This window comes from Pseudomonas sp. BNK-44-b (genome assembly GCF_047456245.1).
Taxonomy (GTDB): domain Bacteria; phylum Pseudomonadota; class Gammaproteobacteria; order Pseudomonadales; family Pseudomonadaceae; genus Aquipseudomonas; species Aquipseudomonas machongensis.
Window position 1 is genome coordinate 2,407,546 of the sequence record NZ_CP179908.1, and the last position, 16,531, is coordinate 2,424,076.

A 16,531-nucleotide genomic window follows, 5' to 3' on the forward strand; every position below is an offset into this window, starting at 1 on the left:
GCGAAAAGCGCGCCGCAACCCTCACTGACAGCCCATCTACGTAGTTCTACGTAGTACTTACGCGTAGTACTGCGAATGTTCTTGTGGACCCAGTACGCCGAGAGTGTCGTCGTCCCTACCCGGGCACCCACAAAAACAAAAACCGTCGCCGGCACACCCGTCGCGACAGGAGAAATCCCGATGACCAAACTGGCTACCCGAATTGCCTGGTTCGCCATTGCCTTGCTGGGCGCATTCGCGCTGGGCACCGTGGCGTTGCGCAGGGGCGAAGCCATCAGCGCCCTGTGGATCGTCACCGCAGCAGTCGCCATCTACCTCGTTGCCTACCGCTACTACAGCCTGTTCATCGCCAACAAGGTGATGCAACTGGATTCCACTCGCGCCACCCCGGCCGTGCTGCACAACGACGGGCTGGACTACGTACCGACCAACAAGCACATCCTCTTCGGCCACCACTTCGCCGCTATCGCTGGCGCCGGCCCGCTGGTCGGCCCGGTGCTCGCCGCGCAGATGGGCTACTTGCCCGGCACGCTCTGGCTGATTGCCGGTGTGGTACTGGCAGGGGCCGTGCAGGACTTCATGGTCCTGTTCATCTCCACCCGCCGCAATGGCCGCTCCCTGGGCGACCTGGTACGCGAGGAAATGGGCTCGATCCCCGGAACCATCGCGCTGTTCGGCACTTTCCTGATCATGATCATCATCCTTGCGGTGCTGTCGCTGATCGTGGTCAAGGCCCTGGCCGAGAGCCCGTGGGGCATGTTCACGGTGATGGCGACCATCCCGATCGCCATGTTCATGGGGGTGTACCTGCGCTACCTGCGCCCAGGGCGCATCGGCGAGATCTCGGTGATCGGCGTGCTGCTGATGCTTGCATCGATCTGGGGCGGCGGTCTGGTTGCCGCAGATCCGGTGTGGGGCCCTGCGTTCACCTTCACCGGTGTGCAGATCACCTGGATGCTGATCGGCTATGGTTTCGTCGCCGCCGTGCTGCCGATCTGGCTGATCCTGGCACCACGCGACTACCTCTCGACCTTCCTCAAGATCGGCACCATCGTCGCGCTGGCCATCGGCATCCTGGTGATCGCGCCTGAGCTGAAGATGCCGGCCATCACCCAGTTCGTCGACGGCACAGGCCCCGTGTGGAAGGGCGCGCTGTTCCCGTTCCTGTTCATCACCATCGCCTGCGGCGCGGTGTCGGGCTTCCATGCGCTGATCAGCTCCGGCACCACGCCCAAACTGCTGGCCAACGAAAGCCATGCCCGCTACATCGGCTACGGCGCCATGCTGATGGAATCGTTCGTGGCGATCATGGCCATGGTCGCCGCCTCGGTGATCGAGCCAGGTGTGTACTTCGCCATGAACAGCCCGGCTGCCGTGGTCGGTGGCGATGTGGTCACCGTGGCGCAGACGGTCAGCAACTGGGGTTTCACCATCACTCCGGAAATCCTCCAGCAGACCGCGACCGACATCGGCGAGCACTCGATCCTGGCCCGTGCCGGTGGTGCGCCGACGCTGGCGGTGGGGATCGCGCAGATCCTGCACCAGGCGCTGCCGGGTGAGAACACCATGGCCTTCTGGTACCACTTCGCGATCCTCTTCGAGGCGCTGTTCATCCTGACCGCCGTGGATGCCGGTACGCGTGCCGGGCGCTTCATGCTGCAGGACCTGCTGGGCAACTTCGTGCCTGCCTTGAAAAAGACCGACTCCTGGACCGCCAACGTGGTGGCCACCGCTGGCTGCGTGGCGATGTGGGGCTGGTTGCTGTACCAGGGGGTGATCGATCCACTGGGCGGCATCAACACCCTGTGGCCGCTGTTCGGCATCTCCAACCAGATGCTGGCCGGCATCGCCCTGATGCTCGCCTCGGTGGTGCTGATCCGCATGAAGCGCCAGCAGTATGTCTGGGTCACCTTGCTGCCGGCCGTATGGCTGCTGATCTGCACCACCACCGCGGGCCTGATCAAGCTGTTCGACCCCAACCCAGGCATGGGCTTCCTGGCGCTGGCGCGCAAGTACAGCGATGCCGCTGCAGCCGGGCAGGTGCTGGCACCTGCCAAAGACCTGGCGCAGATGCAGCATGTGATCTTCAACGCCTACACCAACGCCGTGCTGACCGGGTTGTTCCTGTTCGTGGTGCTGAGCATCCTGTGCTTTGCCGTGAAGGTCGGCCGGCGAGCCTGGGTCAAGCCTGAGCGCAGCGACAAGGAGTCGCCGTTCCAGCCGATCCCCGACGCCTGAGGAAAGCTGCGATGTTCAACAAACTGAGCAAGATGGGCAAATGCATGGGGCAGGCCGCGCGCATGCTGGTCGGCATGCCCGACTACGACACCTACCTCGAGCATATGCAGGCCCATCACCCCGGCGAGCCGGTGATGAGCCGCAAGGCGTTCTTCCGCGAGCGCCAGGACGCACGCTACAACGGTGCCAGCGGACGTCCGACGCGTTGCTGCTGAGTTGATTGCCGTGTAAAAGGGGCGCCACGCTTGTCGTGGCGCCCTTGTCATTTGTCGGGGCCACCGGCGAAGCTGATGCCGCGCCGCCCCCGCAACCGGAGTGACCATGCAACTCAAGCACAAGATCGTCACGCTCAGTGTCTTGCCGCTGATCGTGTCGGTGCTGTTCATCTGCATCCTGGTGTTCGCCCAGAGCCGCAAGCTCGAGGAGGACCAGGCGCGCCTGGTCGAAAGCAGCATCATGGCGGCGAAGAAGGCCGAGTTGAAGAACTACCTGGGCCTGGCCATGAGCTTGATCGCGCCGTTGTACGACAGCGGCGCCGACGATGACGATACCCGCCAGCGTGCCTTGCAGATCCTGTCGCGGGCCAGTTTCGGCCTGGACGGCTACTTCTTCGTCTACGATCGCCACGGCAAGAGCCTGATGCACCCGCGCCAGGCCGAACTGGTGGGCAAGGACCTCATCGGCATGACCGACAACAAGGGCCTGCTGGTGATCCAGGCGCTGCTCAAGAGCGCCGAACGCGGTGACGGCTACCAGCTTTATGACTGGCAGAAGCCCTCCACCGGGCAGTCCACCGGCAAACTGGCCTATGTGGTGATGCTCGAGCGCTGGGGCTGGATGCTCGGCACCGGTATCTACATCGACGATGTCGAGGTGGCCACGCTCAAGTCGCGTCAGGAGGTGGCCTCCGGCGTGCTGACCACGGTGCTGGCGATCGCGTCCTTCTCGTTACTGGCGGTACTGGTCATCTTTGCCGGCGGGTTGATGCTCAATGTCAGCGAGCACCGCCTGGCCGACCGCAAGCTGTCGGCGCTCAACCAGCGTATCGTCGATCTGCAGGAGGAGGAGCGTTCGCGGGTGGCGCGCGAACTGCACGACGGCATCAGCCAGGAACTGGTGTCGATCAAGTTCCAGTTCGAGCTCGCCGCGATGGAGCTGGACAACGGCCGCGCCGGCGGGCTGGACAACCTGCGCAACGGCACCACTCGCCTGGCTTCGGCGATCGGTGAGGTGCGTCGGATCTCCCATGACCTGCGCCCCTCGCTGCTCGACACCCTGGGCCTTTCGCCGGCCATCGACCAGCATGTGCGCGACTTCGAGCAGCGCACTGGCATTCGTACCCAGTACGAGTGCGGGCTGACGGACATCGAGGTGGATGCCGAGCTTTCGCTGACGTTGTTCCGTATCATCCAGGAGGCGCTGGCCAATGTTGACCGCCACGCCAAGGCCAGTGTCGCGATCATTTCCATCTCTGCCCACGACGGGTTGCTGGTACTGCGCGTGGAAGACAACGGCATGGGCTTCGACCCGAGTGCGGCGTACGAAAGCCACGGCATTGGCCTGCGCAACCTGCGCGAGCGGGTCGAACATCACCGGGGCAGTTTCAGCATTGCGTCGTCTGCCGGGCGCACCGAGCTGCAGGTCCAGATACCCATGAACAATCCGAGGCTTGCATGAGCGAGACCACACCGATCCGCATTGCCCTGGTCGACGACCATGTGCTGGTACGCGACGGCGTCAAGGCACTGCTGGGCGCAATTGCCCATTTCCAGGTGGTCGGCCAGGCCGAATCCGGCGCCCAGGCGCTTGAGCTGGTGGCGTCGCTGGAGCTGGACATCCTGCTGGTGGATGTTGGCCTGCAGGACATGAACGGCCTGGAGCTGACCCGCCGCCTGTGTGGTTTGTACCCCGGCATCCGGGTGCTGATGCTGAGCATGTACGACAACCAGGAGTATGTGCGCACCTCGATCACGGCGGGGGCGAGGGGCTATGTGCTGAAGAACGCACCCTCCACCGAGCTGATAGCCGCGATCGAGGCAATTGCTGCCGGTGGCAGTTTCTACAGCCCGGAAATCGCCCGCAAGCTGGTCAGCAGCGGGCGCGACGAGAACGACCTGACCCCGCGTGAGCTACAGGTGCTGGCGATGATCGCCAGGGGTAGCAACAACAAGGAGATGGCCCGGGAGCTGGGCATCAGCGTGCGCACGGTGGAGACCTTCAGGCTGAGCATCCGGCGCAAGCTGAATATCGATACTCCGGCGGCTCTGGTGAAGTACGCGCTGGAGCATGGGTTGGTGACGCTCTGAGGCAGCGCTGCCCCAGGACTATGGCTCTGCGGCAAAGCCGATGCCATCCACCGCAGTGTGCTTTTCGCGGGCAAGCCCGCTCCTACAGAACTGCACCGCTCAGGTTTTGCGGGCAGCGACTGGCTTTCCCGCTCGATCGTGGGAGCGGGCTTGCCCGCGAAGGGCTCACCCGCGAAGCGCCTGCTTACTTGAAGTCCCACTGCATCTGGGTCGCGATGCTCACGCCGCTGGAAGAGCGTACGCACACATCCAGGTAGTCGGTGAAGCGCGGCGGCACGGCAATGCCCTCATCGAGCAGGCGGCGGTTGTCGAACAGGTAGTTCAGGTCGGCAAAACCGCTGTACAGGCGCAGGGCCCGCAGAACCAGGCGCGGGTTGGCCGGGCCGATGCGCGACTCGAAGCTGGCGGCCAGCTCCTTGAGGTTGTCGACATCGATCTTGCGGTAGCGCTCGCCCACCGGCGCGGCACCATTGGCCAGGGCGAACGCCTTGTCGATCTCGGCGAAGGTACACGCCGAATCATGCCCGGCGGAGATGTGGTAGAGGTCGTGGCTCAGGCGCGGCTTGAGGGTCAGGCCGATCAGCGCCTCGGCGCAGTAGTCCACCGGAATCACGTCGATCTGTTCGTCGAGGCCACAGGTGAAGCTTTCCAGGGCGAAGCCCATGCGGAACACCCAGAAGATGCTGCCAGAGGCCTGGCAACCCAGGCTGCGGTGACCGACCACGATCGAGGGGCGTGCCACCACCAGCGGCAGGGCCGGCAGTTCCTCGCGCATGCGTCGTTCGATCTCGGCCTTGGAAGCGGTGTAGTCCACCAGTTGCTGTTCGGCGTCCGGGAACTCCCAGGACTCGCTGATCGGCGATTCACGCTCAGGGCCGCAGCACATGGCTGTGCCCACATGGAGGAAACGCTTGAGGCGTTTGGAGCGGCTCATCACCTCGGCGAAGGCGAAGGTGCCCTCGACGTTGACTGGCCAGATGGTCGGGTTCTTCGAGAACGACGCCACGGCAGCGCAGTTGATGACCCGATCGACGTCCAGCAGGCGCGGCGTTTCGCGCGCCAGCCAGGAGGTGTCGAGGAAGTCGCCGCAAATGATCTGCTCTGCGTTCAGCGCCAGGCATTCGGCATGGCTGACGCCATGCTGTTGCAGGTTGTCGCGCAGGCGCTCCAGCCCTTGCCCGGCGTTTTCGGCGCGGACCAGAAACACCAGTTGCGGGCCCTGGCCGTTGGTGATCAGCTGGGCGACGACCGACCCGCCGAGGAAGCCCGTGGCGCCGGTAATCAGGATGCGTTCGGGGGTAGCGGTAAAGATAATCGGTGCGTGCGTGTTCATACATTTCCTCAAGACGGGTAGGTCATCCGCAGTTCAATGTTAAGTGGCGACATCGAAACGTTGAAATGAACTTAAAGTCATCAGTAGGTTCGCGACATTCGTTGGGACTGACTTATTCGCCTTGAGAACTTGCCCGGATAGACAATCTCTGTTTAGCGCAGCGCCTATCCGTTCAAAGCTGAAAGTGGCGCAGCCATGCAGCGCAGCGCCGGCCGCCACTCGTAGCGGCGCAGGTCCGGTAGCGGGCCTGGCGAGCGGCGCGCCATTCTCCACGCTTTATGCCTGGGGGACGATGAATAGAAGGGGAGATTGGCCGGGTTTTCGATGAAACAAAGTTTAGAAAAGGGGCTGGCCGTGGGGAGCTTTAAATATATTTCATTCGCGCGGTAGTTAGGGTGGAGGTGAGGGTGTTGTTCTGTTCGCGGGCGTGCCTGCGAACAGAACAACACTGTTATTGAAGATCAGTTCAAACCCAACTTCCCGCGCAAGGTCGACAAGTCTTCAGCCAGGGTGTTGACCGGCCCGACCATGGCCTTGCGATCACGCTCTGCCACCTTGTCGTAGGACTGGAACCCGCCGTCCTGGGTCTTGTACTTGGCCAGCAGCTTGTTGACGGTAGCGAAGTTCTTGTCGACCTTGGCGACGAACGCCTTGTCCTGGGATTCCAGGTGGGTGCGGAACAGCTCGAAGATCTTCTGTGCCCCGTCGATGTTGCCCTGGAAGTCGTACAGGTCGGTGTGACTGTAGCGATCCTCCTCACCCGAAACCTTGGTCGCGGCCACTTCTTCGAGCAACGCTGCCGCACCGCCGACGACTTTTTCTGGCGGGAAGGTCAGGGTGGCAATACGGCCCTGCAGGTCTTTCACGTCAGCGATCAGCTTGTCGGCAATCGGGCCTTGGCCGTCGGTGGTGTTCTTGTCGAACAGTGCGTACTCCAGGCGATGGAAGCCGGTGAAGTCATCGGCCTCGACACCTTTTTCGTGATCGTCCACCCGCGAGTCGATGGCCGCGTCCAGGTCGCTGAACAGCTCGGCGATCGGCTCGACGGCTTCATAGTTGACCCGGGTCGTGGCATACAGCGCCTTGGCCTTGGCCAGGTCTCCCTTCTTCACTGCATGGGTGAACTGCTCGGTGTCGCTCACCAGCTGATCGACCTTCTCGGTGACATAGATCTTGTAGTCCGACACCGGCTGCACCAGGGTCAGCGGGTCAACCGCAGCATTGGCGAACAGCGGGGCAAGCGTGAGCAACAGGGCGAGGCGGGTCTTGTTCATGGCGATGTCCTGATCCGTTTCTGTGTCGTGTCATGCGGTTTTTGTGGGGGTGGCAGCGTCGAGCAGCGAACGACCGATGAAGTCGTGATCGTTCTTTACGCCGGGGAGGGCGAAGAAGTACCCGCCCCCGACCGGCTTGATGTATTCCTCCAGCGGCTCGCCGTTGAGGCGGTTCTGGACGGTGATGAAGCCCTTTTCCAGGTCGGCCTGATAGCAGATGAACAGCAGCCCCATATCCAGTTGCCCGTTCTTGTTCACGCCGCTGGAGTAGTTGAAAGGCCGGCGCAGGATCAGGTTGGGCTGGCTGGCCGCAGTGCGCGGATTGGCCAGGCGAATATGGGCGTCCAGACGGGTCAGCTTGCCTTCCGGGTCCTTGGTGTAATCAGGTACGTCGGTTTCGCGCTGGCCGTCCATGGGCGCGCCGCTGGCTTTCTTGCGGCCGAAGATCGACTCCTGCTCCTGCAATGGCGTGCGGTCCCAGCGCTCGACCAGATTGCGGATGATCCGCACCACCTGGTAGGTGCCATCGACCGCCCAGGCAGGTTCGTCGCCATGCTGTACCCAGACCAGCAGGTTCATCAGTGCCGCGTCGCTGGAGTCGGGGTTGGCCGAGCCGTCACGAAAACCGAGGAAGTTGCGCGCACTCTGCTCGGGCTCCGCCGCCTTGCGCGGTGCCTGCGGCGGCACCGAGCCTTCCTGTTTCCAGCGTACGTAGAGCAGGTCAGGCAGGTTCTTGATGATGTCGCGCAGAGCGTGGATGTTGGTGTCCGGCGCGTTGGAGCAGAACTGCAACCCCAGGTCGCCATGGCAGCGCTCGGCCTCCAGCGCGTCGTTGGGGAAGCCGAGCATGCGGCTCAGGCGCTTGGGCTTGGCGCCGGTGAGGCCGAATCGCTCGTCGAACAGCGACTCGCCGACCGACACCGTGATGGTCAGGTTGTCCGGCGTGACGACCGGGCCAAGGATGCCCGAGTCCGCTGGCGGAAGCTTCGGGTCGACCTGGGGGACCGGGCCGCCGGCCATCAGGAAGCGAATGCGCTGGTCCAGCGTGCGGAACAGGCGCTCGAGATCCTGCTTGTCCTGCGCCAGGACATCGAAGGAGACGAACATCCCGGCGGTAGGACGCGGTGTCACCACCCCGGGTTGATGTTCGCCGATCCAGGCGTTGCGCTCTTGCGTGCGGTCGCTGTGCGGGGCTTCGGTGACCTTGGCCGGTGAGGGGGCTGCCAGCGCGTTGCCGGTGGCCATGGCGACGCCTGCGACACCAAGGCCTGCCAGCAGGCGGCGACGCTCTTGGGATTGCGGGGCGTTACGGGTATCGCGGTCTGTCATCTGAGGCTCGCTTGTCTTTACTGGTCGGCCAGGCCCAGGGCCTGATCGATGGCCGCGATCGCGTTGGCCAGTGCGTCGGCATCGGCTGCGATCTGCTGTTTCTGCGCCTGCGGCACCTGGTCGTAGGACAGATAGCCCTCGGCGCCGTGCAGGGCTTGCAGGTGCTGCTCGAAGCGAGTCATGGCGCTATCGATTGTCGCCAACGGCTCAGAGCTGTTCCTGGCCAGCAAGGGGCGCAACAGATCGATCACTTTGCGCACACCTTCGAGGTTGGCGGCAAAACCCGGCAGGTCGAGGTGGCTGTAGCGTTCCTCTTCGCCACTGCTGCGGATCTGCGCAAGGTTGTGCAGGCTGCGCACGGCCGCCTCGGTGAATTGCTGCGGCGCGATGGACTGGGCAAGCAGTTGCGTCTTGAGTTCGCCCAGGTCGAGCAGCAGCGTCTCTGCCACCGGCGCCAACCCTGCGGTGTTGCGCTGTTGGAACAGGCCGTACTCGATGCGATGCAAGCCCGTGAACGCCGGGTCCTGCTCACGCTGTTCGAAGTAATCGGCGCGAGCATTGATCCGGTTGTCCAGTTCAGCCAGACGCTGGCTGGCCGGGGCGATGCGCTGGTAGATCACCCGCGCTGCGCCATAGGCAGCTTGCGCCTGCTGCAGGTCGCCGGCCTGGATCGCGTCCTTGAGCGCTTGGCCTGCCCGCACCAGGGCGCTGCCCTGGCTGGCCAGGTAGACGCGGTATTCGGACAGTGGCCCGATAAAGGCGGTCAGCGCGGGGCGCGCCTTGGCGGCCGCTTCGGAGGCGGCGGTCGGGGTGACGGTCAAGCTGCCACGGGGGTTGCTGAGCAAGCCGCAGGTGATCGCGTAGCGACCCGGCTGCAGTGTGGCGTTGATCACCTGTGACAAGCCCGGCGCGATGTTCTCGCGCTCCTCGATCACCAGCACACCATCGAGAATCTCCCACTCGACGGCGCGTTGGGACTGGTTGACGATGCGGAAACTGTTCGGCCCGGCCGGGACGCTCAGGTCGTTCGGCTCGCAGGCGTGATCGCGGATGGTGATCAGCGTTTCATGTCCGGCGTTGGCCGCACGCCTGGCCTGGGCCTGGTGCGAGGCATAGAAGAACACCAGGCCCGCACCGACCATCAACAGGGCACTGCCGGCAACCGCCAGGCGCAGTACACGGGGGGAGGGGGGCTTGCCGGCGGCGCCGGTCTCGTGACTGGTCATGCTTACCCTTGTTTCTGTGCAGCGTGGGAAGAGGAAGGCTTGGCCGGTGCCGGCCAGAAGAACAGCACCAGCGCACCGACCAGATAGAGCAGGTAGGCCCCGAGGGTGCTCACGGTCGGGGTGTCCTGGTAACCGAACATCCCCGCCAGTACCGATCCGGTCGGGCCATCCATTGGCAGGCTGTGGCTGATATCGAAGACCACCCCCTGCAGCGCATTCCAGACCCCGGCCTCGTGCAGCGCCTGCACCGAGTTGGCGAGGATGCCCGCCGCCACCACGAGGATGAACAGGCCTGTCCAGCGGAAGAACTGCGCCAGGTTCAGGCGCAGGCTGCCGGAGTACAGCGCCAACCCGACCAGGATCGCCACCACCAGCCCAAGCAGGGCGCCCAGCGGTGCTGCCGGGCCCTCGCTCTGCTGGAACACCGCCAACAGGAAGAACACCGTCTCCAGGCCCTCGCGAGCGACTGCGAAGAACACCATGGCGATCAGCGCCCAGGCCTGGTGCTTCGAACCCGCGAGCGCGGCATCGAGCGAAACGTGCAACTCATGCTTGATCGAACGCGCCACTTTGCGCATCCACAGCACCATGGAGCTGAGGATCACCACCGCGACCAGCCCGACCAGCGCTTCGAAGAGTTCCTGCTGTTTCTGCGGGAACTCGCTGCTCATCAGCTCAAGGCCGGCGCCGACGAAGAGGGAAAGGGCTGCGGCGAGAAACACGCCGATCCACACGGCCGGCATCGACTGGCCACGGCCGGTCTGGCGCAGGTAGCTGGCGATGATGCCGACAATCAGCGCGGCTTCGATGCCCTCGCGGAGCATGATGAGGAAGGGAACTAGCATGATTCTCCCGGGATGGCTGAAGGCATCGACCCCAGGGCGAGGTCGCCGGGAAATCTACTTCAATGAGAATCATTAGCGCATGTGAATATTATTTTAACTTCTGCCATTTCCACCCTGGCCAGTCCCGGAAAAATGGGCTTTGCAACGGCGGAGTACAAATGTGCTCTTCTGGGATTACCGGGCTGAATGAAAGAACGCTCACGGCGGTTGACCATGTCCCTACCAGGAGGTAGGGTGCCGTTCATGAGCACTCAATCCACGACCTACTCCGACATTCTCCAGTGCGCCCGCACCCTGATCATCACGGGCGGGTACAACAGCTTCAGCTACGCCGACATCGCCGAGAGCGTCGGGATACGCAAAGCCAGCATCCATCACCATTTCCCCACCAAGGCGGACCTGGTGCGCGTTCTGGTCGCGCAATACCGCGAAGAAGCCAAGGCCGGCATGGCTGCCCTGGAGCGTTACTTTCCCGCGCCCGTCGACCAGCTCAAGGCCTATGTAGGCTATTGGCTGGAATGCGTCGGCGAGGCCAGCAAGGGCTATTGCGTGTGTGCCTTGCTCGCCACTCAGATACCGGTATTGCCTGCCGAAGTCGCCACTGAGGTGAGGGCGCATTTCCGCAGCCTCTCGGCCTGGATTACCACAGTGCTCGAGCGCGGCGCGCAGGCGGGCAGCCTGACCCTCTCCGATACCCCTCAGGCTGAGGCAGAGCGTTTCATGGCTGCCGTGCATGGCGCGATGTTGTCTGCCCGCGCCTATGGCGAGCCTGGCGTGTTCGGGCTTATCACGCAGCCGCTGATCGACAGGCTTGTCACACCGATTCCGCCCCCCGGAGCCTGAGCCATGCTGCCAAGCCCTCTGGAACAGCAATTGGAATTTCTGCGCCAGATCGACCAGTTGAAAAGCGTGCGTCGCCAATCACCGCTGCTGGACCAGAGCCGCAAGGAAAACTCCGCCGAACACTCCTGGCACCTGGCCATGTATGCGTTGATCCTCAATGAGCATGCCAGCGGGGCAGTGAACAGCGACCGGGTCATCCGCATGCTGCTGTTGCACGATATCGTGGAGATCGACGTCGGTGACTACCCCATTCATGGAGGCTCGTCCAGCCAGTTGCAGGCCGAGCAGGAAGCCGAGGCCGCCCAGCGGCTGTTTGGCCTGCTGCCGCAACCACAGGGCACGCAGATGCTGGAACTGTGGCAGGAGTTCGAGCAGGCCGAGACTGCAGATGCGTGTTTCGCCAAGGCGCTCGACCGTTTTCAGCCACTGCTGATCAACATCTTCACCGGCGGTGGCACCTGGTCCGAAAGCGGTGTATCGCGCCAGCAGGTCATCGAGCGCTACGGGCCGGTCATCCAGCGTGGCGCACCCGAGCTCTGGGCGCTCTGCGAGCGCTGGATCGCGCGGCATTTCGCGGGTGATGGACAACCCTGAGGTTTTCACGGTGAAAAGCCGCTGTGCGGGCGCAGCGGTTTTTTTTTTGCAGTCACACGCCTACCTACTAGTCGGTAGCAGGCCATTCATAAAGACGGAGTCACAACCATGCCACACCCTGTATCCACCCTCGGCGCCATCCATACCGCCGTCAGCGTGGCGACCTTCGTCGCCGGGCTTTACAGCTATGCGCGTCATCATCAGATCGAGCCCCGGGCGCCAGTTGCACGCGGCTACCTGTACGGGATGCTGGTGTCGGTACTGACCGCGTTCGGCCTTTCCAGTACCGGCGGATTCAACGTCGGGCATGCGCTCGGCATCCTCGCGCTGCTGGTGGTCGGAGCGGCGCTGGTCATCCCCAAGCTTAGGCTGCTGGGGCGTGCGCGGCCTTACCTGGCGCAGTTGGCGTTCGCATTCAGCTTCTTCCTGTTGCTGGTACCGGGGATCAACGAAACCCTGACGCGACTGCCAAGCGGCCAGCCATTGGCGGACGGCCCCGAGTCGCCGCTGGTGCGCGCTGCGTTGGCCGGATGGTTGGGGATTTTCGTGGTAGGCGCAGCGGTACAGGCCTGCTGGATCAGGTTGCAGCGCCGCAGGGCAGCAGCGCTCTGATCGCCGAGGCGACAGCGCAGCCACTGTAGCTGCGCTGTCACTAGCCGCTTACTGGAACCATTGCCACAGCAGCAGGGTGCCGACCAGCCCAACCACCGAGACGATGGTCTGCAGCACCGACCACACCCAGATCGTCTGCTTGAGTTGCAGCCCGAAGTACTCGCGGACCATCCAGAACCCGGCATCGTTGACATGGCAGAAGAACACCGAGCCGGCACCGATGGCCAGTGCCACCAGCGAACTCTGGGTGGTCGCCAGGCCCGCCATCAATGGCGCGAGAATACCGGCAGTGGTGGTGGTCGCAACGGTGGCCGAGCCTGTCGCCTGGCGCAGCGCCACCGCGATCAGCCAGGCCAACAGCACGTACGACAGGTGCGCGCCACTGGCCACCTTGCTGATCGTGTCGCTGATCCCGGCTTCGAGCAGGGTCTGTTTCAGGCCACCACCGGCCCCGATGGTCAACAACAGCACGGCGATCGGCGCCAGGCTCTTGCGCAGTACGCTGCCGACCTGGTCACGGGCCATACCGATCGACCAGCCCAGGCAGATCACCGCAGCGATCACCGCCAGCCCAAGGGCAATCAGCGGCTCACCGAGAAACTTGAGGGTCAGCGCCAGGGTGCTTTGCGGCGCCATGGCGACCTTGGCCAACGTACTGCCCAGCATCAGCAGCACTGGCAGCAGGATGATCAGCAGCGATACGGCAAAGCTTGGCTTGCGCCGGGTCTCGACCTTGGCGGTGAACAGCGCACCCAGTTCCGCGGGTTCCTGCACATCCAGGCGTTTCGACAGCCAGATACCATAAAGCGGGCCGGCGAGGATCACCGCCGGCACGGCGATGCACAGACCCAGCAACATGGTCATTCCCAGGTCTGCATGCAGGGCGCTGACTGCGATCAGCGGCCCAGGGTGGGGAGGCATCAACGCGTGCAGGGTGGTCATCCCGGCGAGCGCCGGGATCGCCACCTTGAGCAGCGGCTGCCCAGACTGGCGAGCGATGACGAAGATCACCGGCACCATCAGCACCAGGCCGACTTCGAAGAACAGCGGCAAGCCAATGACCATCGCCACCAGCGCCATCACCCAGGGCAGCGCCTTGCCGCGGGCATGGCGTAACAAGGTAGAGGCAATACGATCAGCGGCCCCGGACTCGGCCATCAGCGCGCCGAGCATCGCGCCCAGGGCAATGATGATCCCGGCCTCGCCCAGCAGACTGCCAGCGCCCTTGCCGAACGCCTTGGCCACCTCCTCTGGCGGCAGGGCCGCGCCCAGGCCCGCCACGAAGGTACCGATCAGGATCGACAGGAAGGGCGGCAACTTGGTGACGCTGATCAGCACGATGATGGTGGTGATGGCCGCCAGGCAACAGAGCACCAGGCGGGTGTCGTGGGCAAGCCACGCGGCATGTGAAATATCCAACGGAAACCCCTTCTTGTAATGTCTTGTTACGTCTCTTGAAGGAATATACCGGATGGATTCATATAGACGACTAGCTGATCCCGTTTTTCAGGGTTGCAAGACATGAAAGTTTTTTCAGAAACCGCGTAACCCTGCATCGTCCTCGCAAACCTGCTAAAACTGGCCGCCTCGCGCCACGCGCAGCCCACCCACCCTAGGAGAGAGTCATGATCAAGACCGGCGATTCACTGCCTGATATCACGCTGTACGCCTACAGCAACGGGGAGGGCGCCTGCGCGATCGGCCCGAACGCGTTTTCCATCCGCGAGCGCTGCCAGCAGCGCAAACTGGTGATTTTCGCCTTGCCTGGCGCCTTCACACCTACCTGTTCCGAACGTCACGTCCCCGGCTATGTCGCTGCGGCCGAAGCGTTTTCCGCGGCGGGTATCGACGAAATCCTCTGCGTTTCCGTCAACGATGCCTTCGTCATGAATGCCTGGGGCAGCAGCCTGCAGGTGGGTGATGCGGTGAAGATGATTGGCGACGGCAATGGCGAATTCGCCAAAGCACTGGGCTTGAGCCAGGATCTGTCGGCTCGCGGCATGGGCCATCGTTCCCAGCGTTACGCGATGCTGGTCGAAGATGGCGTGGTCAGGCACCTCGCGGTCGAGGCGCCCGGCAAGTTCGAGGTCAGCGATGCGCAGAGCATGTTGAAGTGGGTTCAACAGTTATAGGGCCAGGTAGCGTTCAGCCTTTTTCATATGGCAGGCCCTCAGGGCAGGCCATACGCAGCAACTTGCGAAACTTCGGGCAGACCAGGTGCGACGGCGCCGGGCATTCGGCGACGTGTCGCAGCAAGCTGCTGAGCGCTGTCATCCTGCGGACCTGGCGGTCGAGCTCATCGGCGCGCTGGTGCAGAGCCGGGCGGGGCAGGTCCGGCTTGCGGTCCTTGCCGAACATGCCCTTGATCTCCTCCAGCGAAAAGCCGGCGGCCTTGCCCAGCGAAATCAGGGCAAGTTGCAGCAGGGTGTCTTCGCTGTACTGGCGACGCAGCCCACTGCGGCCAACGGACTGGATCAGCCCGACTTCCTCGTAATAGCGCAGGGCAGAGGTCGTCACACCGCTGCTTTTCGCCAGCTCACCGATATCGACGATTTTCATGCTTGACTTCAAGTTGACTTGAAGTTGCATCGTAGGCCATCGCCTTTCGATCAACAAGAAGTCACACCATGAACGATGAAGCAGTTACAAAGATGAACAAGCCTGCCCTGGCCGCGCTGGCAGGCTCGATCCTGCTGGCCTCGCTCGGGGTCAGCATCGCCACGGTAACGCTCGCGAGCCTGGCGCGGGTGTTTTCGGTCAGCGTGCAGCAGGTGCAATGGGTCGTGCTGGCCTACTTGCTGGCTTTGACGGCAGCCATCGTCGTGGCGGGGCGGATGGGCGATCTGTATGGCAGTCGCCGCGTACTGCTCATCGGCCTGGCGGTGTTCACCGTGGCCTCCGGTGCCTGTGCCCTGGCCCCAGGGCTGGATTGGCTGATTGTTGCGCGGGCGGTCCAGGGGCTGGGCGCGGCGGTGCTGATGGCGCTGCCGCTGTCCATCGCCAAGGACCTGGTGGCCAAGGAGCGCCTGGGTACGGCAATGGGCCTGCTCGGAACGATGTCAGCCATCGGCACAGCGCTGGGCCCCTCCCTGGGCGGCGTGTTGATTGGCGCCTTCGGTTGGCGTGCTGCATTCGTTCTGTTGTTGCTGTGCGGCGCCAGCATGCTGGTACTGACATTGACCGGCATACCCCGGACCAAGATCCCCAGTGCACGCATTACGCGGTCCTCAGCCCGCCCGTTGATACCGCTGGCCGTAGTACGCAGGCCGGGGTTGGCCACGTCGCTGGCAATGAACATTCTGGCAGGCGCGGTGATGATGTCCACGCTGGTGGTGGGCCCGTTTTTCCTTTCGTTCGGCTTGGGGCTTAGCGATGCGCAGATGGGGATGGTGATGGCTGCCGGGCCGATCGGCGCGGCAGTCTCAGGTGTTCCCGCCGGGCGCGTGGTTGACCGGTTCGGAACCCGTCGAACCCTGCTCGGCGGCCTGCTGGTCGCCAGCGCAGGGCTGGTGTGTTTCGCCGTGCTGCCCAGGCTTATCGGCGTCGCAGGTTATGTACTGGCTTTGGTGTTGGTCACACCGGGATTCCAACTGTTCCTCGCAGCCAACAACACCGCCGTGATGGCCAATGCCACGGAGGAATACCGGGGCCTGCTGTCAGGGCTGCTCGGTCTGTCGCGCAACCTGGGCTTGATGACCGGCGCCGCCGCGCTGCCGCTGTTGTTTGCCTGCCTGCTCGGAGGTCATGGCCTGGCCGACAGTTCGGCGCAGGTCATTGGTACAGCCTTCTCCATCACCTTCCTGTCGGCAGCGGGCCTGTGTGTGTTTGCCGTCGCGCTTGCGCTGCTGGATCAGCGCAAGCGCGGCCCCTATGCGTCTTCTGTCGCGCAAACGGGCAATCACAACGGGTAACTCGCCAATCACTGCCGGCG

The 16,531-nt window shown here is 63.6% G+C and carries 16 protein-coding genes; 9 read left to right on the forward strand and 7 right to left on the reverse strand.

All coding sequences use genetic code 11. From position 1 onward, the window contains the following. Nucleotides 1-180: 180 nt before the first annotated feature. The 4 genes from ACMGGG_RS10925 (at nucleotide 181) to ACMGGG_RS10940 (ending at nucleotide 4,544) form a co-directional block, all read left to right on the forward strand. Nucleotides 181-2,238 carry a carbon starvation CstA family protein gene (locus ACMGGG_RS10925; RefSeq protein WP_065862908.1) on the forward strand — a complete coding sequence of 686 codons (2,058 nt, stop codon included), beginning with the start codon at nucleotides 181-183 and terminating at the stop codon, nucleotides 2,236-2,238. Between the two features lie 11 nt (nucleotides 2,239-2,249). After that, nucleotides 2,250-2,453 carry a YbdD/YjiX family protein gene (locus ACMGGG_RS10930; RefSeq protein ID WP_372822781.1) on the forward strand — a complete coding sequence of 68 codons (204 nt, stop codon included), beginning with the start codon at nucleotides 2,250-2,252 and terminating at the stop codon, nucleotides 2,451-2,453. A 106-nt stretch (nucleotides 2,454-2,559) separates the two neighbouring features. Continuing rightward, a complete protein-coding gene (locus ACMGGG_RS10935) occupies nucleotides 2,560-3,915 on the forward strand; it encodes a cache domain-containing protein (protein ID WP_197889708.1) in 1,356 nt (451 codons plus the stop codon). Further along, entirely contained in the window at nucleotides 3,912-4,544 is a 633-nt protein-coding gene (locus tag ACMGGG_RS10940) for a response regulator (RefSeq protein WP_063544901.1), read from the forward strand. The genes ACMGGG_RS10935 and ACMGGG_RS10940 overlap by 4 nt, the downstream gene beginning before the upstream one ends. Before the next feature lie 184 nt (nucleotides 4,545-4,728). On the opposite strand, the gene cprA is transcribed toward ACMGGG_RS10940, so the two are convergent. The 5 genes from cprA to efeU form a co-directional block, all read right to left on the reverse strand. Then, a complete protein-coding gene (gene cprA, locus ACMGGG_RS10945; RefSeq protein ID WP_414155468.1) occupies nucleotides 4,729-5,877 on the reverse strand; it encodes a cationic peptide resistance protein CprA in 1,149 nt (382 codons plus the stop codon). 461 nt (nucleotides 5,878-6,338) lie between these two features. Then, the gene (gene efeO / locus ACMGGG_RS10950) at nucleotides 6,339-7,151 is read right to left on the reverse strand and encodes an iron uptake system protein EfeO (RefSeq protein WP_372822782.1); all 813 of its coding nucleotides are present in this window, start codon (nucleotides 7,149-7,151) and stop codon (nucleotides 6,339-6,341) included. A gap of 30 nt (nucleotides 7,152-7,181) precedes the next feature. Beyond that, on the reverse strand, nucleotides 7,182-8,480 hold the full coding sequence (efeB, locus tag ACMGGG_RS10955) for an iron uptake transporter deferrochelatase/peroxidase subunit (protein WP_414155469.1): 1,299 nt from the start codon (nucleotides 8,478-8,480) through the stop codon (nucleotides 7,182-7,184). 17 nt (nucleotides 8,481-8,497) lie between these two features. Continuing rightward, on the reverse strand, nucleotides 8,498-9,706 hold the full coding sequence (gene efeO, locus ACMGGG_RS10960; protein ID WP_414155470.1) for an iron uptake system protein EfeO: 1,209 nt from the start codon (nucleotides 9,704-9,706) through the stop codon (nucleotides 8,498-8,500). A gap of 2 nt (nucleotides 9,707-9,708) precedes the next feature. Beyond that, entirely contained in the window at nucleotides 9,709-10,551 is an 843-nt protein-coding gene (gene efeU / locus ACMGGG_RS10965; protein ID WP_414160019.1) for an iron uptake transporter permease EfeU, read from the reverse strand. A gap of 243 nt (nucleotides 10,552-10,794) precedes the next feature. On the opposite strand from efeU, the gene ACMGGG_RS10970 reads away from it, so the two are divergent. From ACMGGG_RS10970 to ACMGGG_RS10980, 3 genes are all read left to right on the forward strand, one after another. Further along, nucleotides 10,795-11,394 (forward strand): TetR/AcrR family transcriptional regulator, encoded by a 600-nt coding sequence (locus tag ACMGGG_RS10970; RefSeq protein WP_414155471.1) that lies wholly within the window; start codon nucleotides 10,795-10,797, stop codon nucleotides 11,392-11,394. A gap of 3 nt (nucleotides 11,395-11,397) precedes the next feature. Next, the gene (locus tag ACMGGG_RS10975; protein ID WP_112898256.1) at nucleotides 11,398-11,988 is read left to right on the forward strand and encodes an HD domain-containing protein; all 591 of its coding nucleotides are present in this window, start codon (nucleotides 11,398-11,400) and stop codon (nucleotides 11,986-11,988) included. Nucleotides 11,989-12,096: 108 nt separating this feature from the next. After that, a complete protein-coding gene (locus tag ACMGGG_RS10980; RefSeq protein ID WP_414155472.1) occupies nucleotides 12,097-12,600 on the forward strand; it encodes a hypothetical protein in 504 nt (167 codons plus the stop codon). Between the two features lie 48 nt (nucleotides 12,601-12,648). On the opposite strand, the gene ACMGGG_RS10985 is transcribed toward ACMGGG_RS10980, so the two are convergent. Beyond that, nucleotides 12,649-14,019 (reverse strand): gluconate:H+ symporter, encoded by a 1,371-nt coding sequence (locus ACMGGG_RS10985; RefSeq protein WP_054893465.1) that lies wholly within the window; start codon nucleotides 14,017-14,019, stop codon nucleotides 12,649-12,651. A gap of 206 nt (nucleotides 14,020-14,225) precedes the next feature. Here ACMGGG_RS10985 and ACMGGG_RS10990 point away from each other — a divergent pair, with 206 nt between their 5' ends. Continuing rightward, entirely contained in the window at nucleotides 14,226-14,732 is a 507-nt protein-coding gene (locus ACMGGG_RS10990; protein WP_063544909.1) for a peroxiredoxin, read from the forward strand. A gap of 13 nt (nucleotides 14,733-14,745) precedes the next feature. On the opposite strand, the gene ACMGGG_RS10995 is transcribed toward ACMGGG_RS10990, so the two are convergent. Beyond that, nucleotides 14,746-15,159 (reverse strand): helix-turn-helix domain-containing protein, encoded by a 414-nt coding sequence (locus ACMGGG_RS10995; RefSeq protein ID WP_054893463.1) that lies wholly within the window; start codon nucleotides 15,157-15,159, stop codon nucleotides 14,746-14,748. Between the two features lie 68 nt (nucleotides 15,160-15,227). Here ACMGGG_RS10995 and ACMGGG_RS11000 point away from each other — a divergent pair, with 68 nt between their 5' ends. After that, the gene (locus ACMGGG_RS11000; protein WP_414155859.1) at nucleotides 15,228-16,511 is read left to right on the forward strand and encodes an MFS transporter; all 1,284 of its coding nucleotides are present in this window, start codon (nucleotides 15,228-15,230) and stop codon (nucleotides 16,509-16,511) included. Nucleotides 16,512-16,531: the final 20 nt, after the last annotated feature.

Coding starts and splice junctions, on each gene's coding strand:
- ACMGGG_RS10930 (WP_372822781.1), top strand. CDS start 2,250: ATGTTCAACAAACTGAGCAAGATGGGCAAATGCATGGGGCAGGCCGCG.
- ACMGGG_RS10940 (WP_063544901.1), top strand. CDS start 3,912: ATGAGCGAGACCACACCGATCCGCATTGCCCTGGTCGACGACCATGTG.
- cprA (WP_414155468.1), bottom strand. CDS start 5,877: ATGAACACGCACGCACCGATTATCTTTACCGCTACCCCCGAACGCATC.
- ACMGGG_RS10980 (WP_414155472.1), top strand. CDS start 12,097: ATGCCACACCCTGTATCCACCCTCGGCGCCATCCATACCGCCGTCAGC.
- ACMGGG_RS10995 (WP_054893463.1), bottom strand. CDS start 15,159: ATGAAAATCGTCGATATCGGTGAGCTGGCGAAAAGCAGCGGTGTGACG.
- ACMGGG_RS11000 (WP_414155859.1), top strand. CDS start 15,228: ATGAACGATGAAGCAGTTACAAAGATGAACAAGCCTGCCCTGGCCGCG.
- ACMGGG_RS10935 (WP_197889708.1), top strand. CDS start 2,560: ATGCAACTCAAGCACAAGATCGTCACGCTCAGTGTCTTGCCGCTGATC.
- ACMGGG_RS10990 (WP_063544909.1), top strand. CDS start 14,226: ATGATCAAGACCGGCGATTCACTGCCTGATATCACGCTGTACGCCTAC.
- efeO (WP_414155470.1), bottom strand. CDS start 9,706: ATGACCAGTCACGAGACCGGCGCCGCCGGCAAGCCCCCCTCCCCCCGT.
- efeO (WP_372822782.1), bottom strand. CDS start 7,151: ATGAACAAGACCCGCCTCGCCCTGTTGCTCACGCTTGCCCCGCTGTTC.
- efeB (WP_414155469.1), bottom strand. CDS start 8,480: ATGACAGACCGCGATACCCGTAACGCCCCGCAATCCCAAGAGCGTCGC.
- ACMGGG_RS10975 (WP_112898256.1), top strand. CDS start 11,398: ATGCTGCCAAGCCCTCTGGAACAGCAATTGGAATTTCTGCGCCAGATC.
- ACMGGG_RS10925 (WP_065862908.1), top strand. CDS start 181: ATGACCAAACTGGCTACCCGAATTGCCTGGTTCGCCATTGCCTTGCTG.
- efeU (WP_414160019.1), bottom strand. CDS start 10,551: ATGCTAGTTCCCTTCCTCATCATGCTCCGCGAGGGCATCGAAGCCGCG.
- ACMGGG_RS10970 (WP_414155471.1), top strand. CDS start 10,795: ATGAGCACTCAATCCACGACCTACTCCGACATTCTCCAGTGCGCCCGC.